Raw genomic sequence first — 2497 nt, forward strand, 5'->3', positions numbered from 1 at the left:
GGGGATGTGATTACTGAAGAGTGTATTCGCAGTGTGAGGCCGGGGTATGGGTTGTCGCCGAAAAGGCGAGACTGGGTGGTTGGTCAAAAGATTGGTAAAGATGTAAGTGCAAACACTCCGGTTAAAGAAGGTCTCTTTTTCTGATGAAATGGTATCGTAATATAAAAGCAGTCTTGTCTGAAGAGTCTGAAACCTGGCTTTGTTATCTGTATGGACAACAGACAAAAAATTTACCTTTTCTTATGGATAAGAAACCAAAATACCGTGGTTTGCTTCTTCAGACCGCTATTTTCTTTTATTCGCTTATTAAATCATTGCGTTTAAAAGAGCACTCTGAACTTAGGAAGCCAACAAATTTTTTTGTTTTCGCAGGCAGCACAAATCAAATGCGCTCTTTGGATCAAACACTGGATGCTTTGTCCAACAAAGGTGAGCAACTAGTAGTTGTTGGTAATTCTGAACATCTTGCAGATGGAGACTATGCAAAAGGTTACCTACCCTTTCAGCTAACACCGCTTGATGTTTTAGGAGTATTGGTATTTTTTGTTACCCGTTGGTGGGTGCTGTATCAAGCTCTCAAGGTATTGCACCCTGTCTCGGTTGACTGGCATTTCTCAAAATTCTGCAGTGTTCACACCTATCTAGTTTATTTTTACAGAGTTTTGTCGTGCACTCGCCCCGAATTTGTCATAACAGCAAACGACCATAATGTGCCTAACCGCTGTATGTTGGCAGTTGCACACCACTTGGGTATTAAAACTGTCTATTTGCAACATGCATCTGTAAGCAGCATTTTTCCAGCCCTTCGTGTGAATTATGCATTTCTGGATGGCCAATGTGCACTGGATACCTACCTGGAATGCGAACCTAATCAGCCAAATACAACGCGCATAGTGCCTATTCCACAGGTGATTCTTTCGGGCCAAAAGAAACAATTGAAAAGAGTGGGTAAAAGCAGCATCAATACTGTTGGTGTAGCATTGAATGCGCTGGATGATGTACAAAAAGGAATAGCTTTTGTTAACAATCTGGTTGCAGAAGGTGTATACATCCGTCTGCGTTGGCATCCAGGCCAGGGAATAATGGATACGCAAGCCTACCGCGATGCCTTTGAAATAAATAAAAAGGTTGTATTAAGTGATCCGAAGCAGGAAACAATTTCTGACTTCATGGAAAATATTGGCTGGCTGATCGCTGGTAATAGTAGTATTCATCTCGAAGCAGCATTGGCTGGCGTAATGCCTATTTACTACGAGCTAACACCGCCTGATCACCCAGATTACTACGGTTATGTAAAACATGGGTTAACTCAGCCCGCTGAGTCTATAGAGGATATATTAAAGCTATTAAGGCAGTCACGGGAAAACCACAGTCCAAACGAACAAGCTGTGCGCTATTTCAGCTCAACCTATTTGACTGAATGGGACGGGAAGGAAGGAGAGCTGGTTGCAGAGACCTTGATTCGATTGAGTGCTGGTGAAAATTTGCCGGTAAAGGTTATTGAATTTATCGAAAAAGAAGTCCGTGCTCACCACCCCAAAACCCCTTAACCCTAACGAATGGCTGGCTGATACCTCAGCCTGCAAGGAGTTCTATCGGGAACTGCAAGTGCATTTAATTGAATCTGTGTTCACTCGAACTTCGTAGCGTACCGGAACCTTGGATTCATAGAATAACTGCAACACTGCATTACAGGGTAGAGGAAGGAGGGCCAGTGCCGGTAACCTTCTAACTTTACCGACAAAAGTGAAGCAGAGATGGCATACCAGCAACTGACCCAGGAACAACGATACCAGATTTTTGCATACAGAGAAGCCGGTTTGAGTCTGCGCGAGATCGCTCAGCGCATTCAGGCCCATTACAGCACCATCAGCAGAGAACTCAGGCGCAATGTTAATCCGGGTGAAGGCTATCACCCAGCCAGAGCTCATCAGCTGAGCGATCAACGTAGGCGTAAGGCATTCAAGATGACCAAACGCCTGCCCTGTATCATCAACTGGGTCAAAGATCGTTTGCTGGATGAGTGGAGTCCAGAGCAGATCAGCGGCTTTCTCGGGCTTTTTGCTTCGCCACAATATCGTGTGAGTCATGAGTGGGTTTATCGGTACATACAGGACGATCAGCGTCGGGGTGGCAGGTCGCCTGAAAAGCTTCCAGGCAAGCAGCACAGCAGACTTGATTATTGAATTGCTCAAGCCCTGCCAGGAAGGCGTACACAGCCTTACATTTGATAACGGTGTTGAATTTGCACAGCATGACCGAGTGGCCCAAAGCCTGGAGGCAGCAACCTATTTTTGCGATCCTTACCGGTCTTCGCAAAGAGGTAGCAATGAAAACACCAACGGTCTGTTGAGACAGTATTTTCCAAAGAAAACCGACTTCAGTCAGGTCACGCAGGAAGAGCTGGATGAAGTCGTAGAGAAGCTGAACAACAGACCCAGAAAGCGGCTGGGGTATCGAACTCCAGCCCAGATATTTTACGGGGAGCTTTCAGGAG

1 protein-coding gene and 1 pseudogene are annotated in these 2497 nt (G+C 45.5%); both read left to right on the forward strand.

Translation table 11 applies throughout. From position 1 onward, the window contains the following. The first annotated feature begins 143 nt into the window (after positions 1-143). Positions 144-1550 carry a hypothetical protein gene (locus tag IBX50_RS19630; RefSeq protein WP_292258086.1) on the forward strand — a complete coding sequence of 469 codons (1407 nt, stop codon included), beginning with the start codon at positions 144-146 and terminating at the stop codon, positions 1548-1550. A 207-nt stretch (positions 1551-1757) separates the two neighbouring features. Then, positions 1758-2497 (forward strand): annotated as a pseudogene (locus tag IBX50_RS19635) (IS30 family transposase); the annotation flags it as partial.

The organism is Marinospirillum sp. (assembly GCF_014859565.1).